This is a genomic window from Corallococcus sp. AB030 (assembly GCF_003668965.1).
Taxonomy (GTDB): Bacteria; Myxococcota; Myxococcia; order Myxococcales; family Myxococcaceae; genus Corallococcus; species Corallococcus exiguus.
The window spans coordinates 1-5,107 of sequence record NZ_RAWQ01000358.1 but is presented as its reverse complement, the minus strand read 5'-3'; the positions used below and the strand labels follow the sequence as shown (position 1 = coordinate 5,107).

The 5,107-nt window shown below is 73.5% G+C and carries 2 protein-coding genes and 1 pseudogene; all 3 read left to right on the top strand.

Going from position 1 to position 5,107, the window contains the following annotated elements:
- Window positions 1-482 (top strand): annotated as a pseudogene (locus D7Y15_RS42175) (DUF58 domain-containing protein); the annotation flags it as partial.
- Entirely contained in the window at window positions 479-2,212 is a 1,734-nt protein-coding gene (locus tag D7Y15_RS42170) for a BatA and WFA domain-containing protein (RefSeq protein ID WP_121756083.1), read from the top strand. The pseudogene D7Y15_RS42175 and the gene D7Y15_RS42170, both read left to right, overlap by 4 nt.
- The gene (locus D7Y15_RS42165; protein WP_121756082.1) at window positions 2,209-4,950 is read left to right on the top strand and encodes a VWA domain-containing protein; all 2,742 of its coding nucleotides are present in this window, start codon (window positions 2,209-2,211) and stop codon (window positions 4,948-4,950) included. Before D7Y15_RS42170 ends, D7Y15_RS42165 begins: the two co-directional genes overlap by 4 nt.
- The last annotated feature ends 157 nt before the right edge of the window (window positions 4,951-5,107 follow it).

The window sequence follows — 5,107 nt, the reverse complement described above, 5'->3', positions numbered from 1 at the left end:
GGGCGCGGTCGGAGCGGGTACGGGGGCCGGCGTGCCGCGCGGCGCTGCGAGGGGCGGAGTTCGAGGCGCGGGATGACCTGGCGTCGGCGCTGGGGCGGCTGCCGCCGTTGCGGCCGTGTGGCCTGCGGGTGGTGGTGAGCGACTTCCTCTTCGAGACGGACCTGGAGGCGCTGTGCGCCCGGCTGTCGCGAGGAGCGTCGGCGCTGTTCCTGGTGCAGGTGCTGGACGCGGAGGACCTGGAGCCCTCGGGTGGTGAGGGCGCGCGGCTGGTGGACGCGGAGAGTGGTGTGGCGCTGGAGGAGTTGCTGACGGACGGCGTGCTGGCCGCCTACGCCCGCCGCTTCGCGGAGCACCAGCGTGCGCTGCGAAGCGCGGCGGTGCGGGCGCGGGGAGCGCTGCTCACCGTGAACGCGGCCGAAGGGTTGCGCGCGCAGGTGGCGGGGCCGCTGCGCGCGTTGTTCGTCGCGGGAGGCGGGGCGTGAGCTTCGGACTTCCCTGGGGGCTGCTGGCGTTGGGCGCGCTGGTGCCGCTGGTCGCGGCGTACTTCCTGCGTCGCCGGCAGAAGCCGGTGGTGGTGAGCGCGTTGTTCCTGTGGCGCACGCCGCGTCCTCGCGCGGAGGGCGGGCCCCGGTGGGAGCGCTTCACGCGTGAGGCGTCGCTGCTGCTGGAGGCGCTCGCCGTGCTGGCCGCCGCGCTGTACCTGGCGGACGTGCGGCTGGGGGAGAACGCTCGACGCCGTCACCTGGTGCTCGTCGTGGACGGCAGCCTGTCCATGTCCGCGCGGACTCCGGATGGCAAGACGGTGCTGGAGCACGTGCGCACGGAAGCCGCGAAGCGCGTGGAGTCGGAACGCGCGACGCACGTCACGGTGCTCGCGAGCGGCGTGGCGCCCCGGGTCCTCGCTGGACCGGAGGCCGATGCGTCGCGTGCCCTGGGCGCGCTGGAGTCCTTCCAGGCGCGCGGTCCGGACCATGACGTCACGGCTTCGCTCCTGTGGGCGCAGGAGCTGGCTGGCCCGGGCAAGCACGTGCACTTCTTCACCGACGCGCCGCCCTCCGAGGACACGACCGTGCCGCCCTCCGTGCGTTGGACTGCGCTGGGGCGCTCCCAGGGCAACGTGGCGTTGGTCTCCGCGCAGCGGCGCGACGAAGGCGGCCGGGCCACGGTGACGCTGCGGGTCGCTCGCTTCGGGGCGGGGCCTTCGGAGATTGATGCACGCGTGCGCGCGGCACCCGGACCGGGCGCGCGGGAAGGCACCGAACGCACGGAGCGCATCGCGTTGCCGGAAGAGGGCGCCGCGACCGTGCGCCTCACGTTTCGCGAGGCCGGCGACGTGGAGGTGTCCCTGCCGGACGACGCGCTGCCCGAGGACGGACACGTGCGCCTGCCCCCGTCCCCCGTGATGCCGGTGGCCGTGGGGCTGACGGAGGGCCTGTCGCCCGCGTCGAAGCAGGCGCTGGAGCGCTTCCTGGCCGTGTCTCCCGATGTGGCGCGCGGCCCTCCTGTTCCCGGCGCGCCGGTGCTGTCCGTCGGCCCCGCGCGCGCGGAGGCCCGCGTGACGCTGGGCGCGGAGGGAGCGCTGCGCACCTTCGTGGGGCCGTTCTTCACGGAGAAGGGCAGCACGCTGATGGACGACGTGCAGCTTTCGGGCGTGCGGTGGACGGCGGGCGCGAACCCTCCGGGCCGCCCGTTGATGACCGCGGGCGAAGCCGTGCTCGTGTCGGAAGAGGAGGGCGGGCGGCTGCACCTCAACGTGGACCTGGCGCGCTCCAACCTCCAGCGGACCACCGCCTGGCCCGTGTTGCTGGGCAACGTGGTGCGTGATGCGCGGCGGCTTCGCGAGGGCTTCCCCCGGCGTCAGCTCAACCTGGGCGAGCCGCTCGCCGTGGTGACGGAGGCCGGTGCACGTTACGCGCTGAAGGGACCTTCGGGCCGCAAGCCCGTGTTCGGCGCGGGTGCGCTGAGCCTGCCCGCGCCCACCAGCCCCGGTCGCTATGTGCTGGAGCGCGAGGGCCGTGAAGTAGACTCGCTGGAGGTGCTGGCGCTGGATGCTCGGGAGTCGGACCTGCGTGGCCGGGGCAGCGCGGACGTGGCCGCGAAGGAAGCGGGCGAGGACTCGGAAGGGAACAGCGGCCATGAGCGCGCCCGCTGGCCCCTGGTGGTGCTGCTGGCCGCGCTGCTGGCGGACTTCTACGTCACGAGGAAGGCATGACCTTCACCCTTCCCCAGGCGTGGCTGCTGCTGTTGCCGCTGGGACTCTTCCTGTGGCGCTACGGCCGGAGGCCCGGTCCGCCCATGGTGCTGCGGTGGGCGCTCCTGGTGCTCGGCGTGGGCGCGCTGTCCGGGCCGGAGCTGCGGCTGGCGAACGCGGGCAGCGACGTGGCCGTGGTGGTGGACCGCTCACGCTCCATGCCGCTGGACGTGGACCGCGTGGCGCAGGAGCTCGTCTCGCTGGTGGAGTCCCAGCGCCGGCCGGGCGACCGCGTGGGCGTCATCACCTTCGGCCGCGAGGCGCGGGTGGAGTCCTCGCTGTCGGAGAGGAGCCGGTTCGGCGGCTTCACGCGGCCGGTGGACGCGGAGGCGTCGGACCTGTCGGCCGCGCTGGACGCGGCGGGCGCGCTCATTCCCCCCGAGCGCACGGGCCGGGTGCTGGTGGTCTCCGACGGCCGTGCCACGGGCGCGGATGCCCGGGGTGCGACGCGGCGGCTGGCTGCGCGAGGCATCGCGGTGGACTACCGGCAGGTGTCCCGGCCGGAGCCCGCGCTGGACGTGGCCGTGGTGTCGCTGGACGTGCCCGCCACGGTCTCCGTGCGCGAGCCCTTCCAGTTCTCCGCCGTGGTGCAGGCGACGTCGGCCGTCACCGGCACCGTGCGGCTGGAGCGCGACGGGAAGGTGCTGGTGAAGGGGCCGTACGACTTCAAGCCCGGGCCCAACCTGCTGCCCCTGCGCGACCTGCTGGAGGAGCCGGGGCTCGTGCACTACCGGCTCACGGTGGAGGTGCCCGGAGACGGCGTCCCGGAGAACGACGTGGGCGTGGGCGTGCTGCGCGTGGAGGGGCCGCCGCGCGTGTTGCTGCTCACCGCGCAGCCCTCGGGCACGTTGGCGAAGGCGCTGACGGCGACGGGCATGACCGTGGACGTGAAGGCGCCGTTCCACCTGTCGCTGGAGGCGCTCGACGGGGTGGGCGTGGTGGTGCTGGAGAACGTGGACGCCAACGCGCTGGGCGAGACGGGGTTGAACGCGCTGGCGGACTACGTGGACCAGGCGGGTGGCGGGCTGGTGATGACGGGAGGGCGGTCGAGCTTCGGCGAGGGCGGCTACCGGCGCTCGCCCGTGGAGCCACTGCTGCCTGTGTCATTGGAGATGCGCGAGGAGCAGCGGCGCGCGTCGGTGGCGATGAGCGTGCTCATGGATTCGAGTTGCTCCATGGGCATGCAGGTGCCGGATGGGCGCACGAAGATGGAGCTGGCCGCGGAGGGCGTCACGGCGGCGCTCACGTTGCTCAACGGGAACGACGAAGCCTCCGTGCACATGGTGGACACGGAGCCGCATGAAATCTTCCCCTTGAGTCCGGTGAGCAAGGGCCTGCCGTTCGACCAGGTGGCGCGAGGCTTCAGCGGCGGTGGTGGCATCTACGTGGGCACGGCCCTGCGCGCGGGCAGCAAGGAGATCCTCCGCAGCGACAAGCCCACGCGGCACGTGGTGCTGTTCTCGGACGCGGCGGACTCCGAGGAGCCGGGCGACTACCAGGAGACGCTGGCGGCGCTGCGAGCGGCCAACGTGACGGTGTCGGTCATCGGCTTGGGAAAGCCCACGGATCCGGACGCGGACCTGTTGCGCGAGGTGGCCCGGCGCGGGGCCGGGCGCATCTACTTCGCGGAGGACGCCATGAGCTTGCCGCGCATCTTCAGCCAGGAGACGCTCGCGGTGGCGAGGGCCACGTTCGTGGACGAGCCCGCGTCGCTGGAGGCCGCGCCGGACCTGTCGCTGTTGGGACCGCTGCCGACGGCGGGCCTGCCGCAGGTGGGCGGCTACAACCTCACCTACCTGAAGCCTCGGGCGAACGTGGCGCTGCGCACGTTGGACACGAACGCCGCGCCGGTGCTGGCGCTATGGCCGCACGGAGCGGGGCGCACGGTGGCGCTCACGGCGGAGGTGGACGGCAAGTACACGGGCGAGCTGCGCGAGTGGGGCGCACTGAGGGCGACGCTGGAGGCGGTGGTGCGCTGGTCGATGGGGCGGCCGACGCCGAAGGAAGAGGCGGTGGTGCGCTCGGAGCGCCAGGGCAACCTGTTGCGCGTGACGTTGGACCTGCCGCCGGGTGAGCCGATGCCGGGCGCGCTGCCCACGGCGGTGTTGCTGGCGGGTGACGGGCGCTCCGGCGTGGAGAAGCCGCTGCACTGGGAGGACGAGGACCGGCTGGTGGTCGAGTACCCGCTGACGGGCAGCGGCACCTGGCACCCGGTGGTGAAGTGGGGCGGGCGCGTGTTGAGGGCGCCACCGGTGGCGCTCCCGTACGCGCCGGAGTTCGAGCCGGGCAGCGCGAAGGAGGGCCTCAAGCTCCTGCGAGCATTGGCGGCGGTGGGCGGAGGCCAGGAGCGGCTGTCGATGGCGGGCCTGTTCGCGGAGGCGCCGGAGTCAGAGGGCCGCGTGGCGCTGGCGCCCTGGCTGGTCGCTTTCGCGCTGGCGGCGATGCTGGCGGAGGTCGCGGTGCGCAGGTTCCTCTCCGCGCCCCGAGTGCGTGCCGCACGCGAAAGGCCCGTGAAGGAAGCCAGCGCACGTGAGCCCACGGCAGCCCCACGCACGGACGTGAAGCCCTCCGCGACGACGCCCAAGCCTGTTCAGGAGGACCCCGCCGAGCAGAAGCCGGAGCCTCCGAAACCGCCCGCTGGAGTGGACTCCGCACTGGAGGCCGCGCGAGCGCGGGCACGGCGCCGCACGGGGCGCTGATCCGACTTGTTCAGGTGCGCGAGTACGCGCAACGGCGCCAGAGGTCCGCTGAGTGGCATGCTGTCTGGGGGCTGCGGGTCCACCTGTGCGGTGGAAACTTGTCCGACTGTCGGACAGGTTTGGAATCGCAGGGGGCGGGAGGTGCGTAGCAGGGGCC

Bases quoted from the DNA above. Each gene is read 5' to 3' on its own strand.
- D7Y15_RS42165 (WP_121756082.1), top strand. From the start codon at position 2,209: ATGACCTTCACCCTTCCCCAGGCGTGGCTGCTGCTGTTGCCGCTGGGA.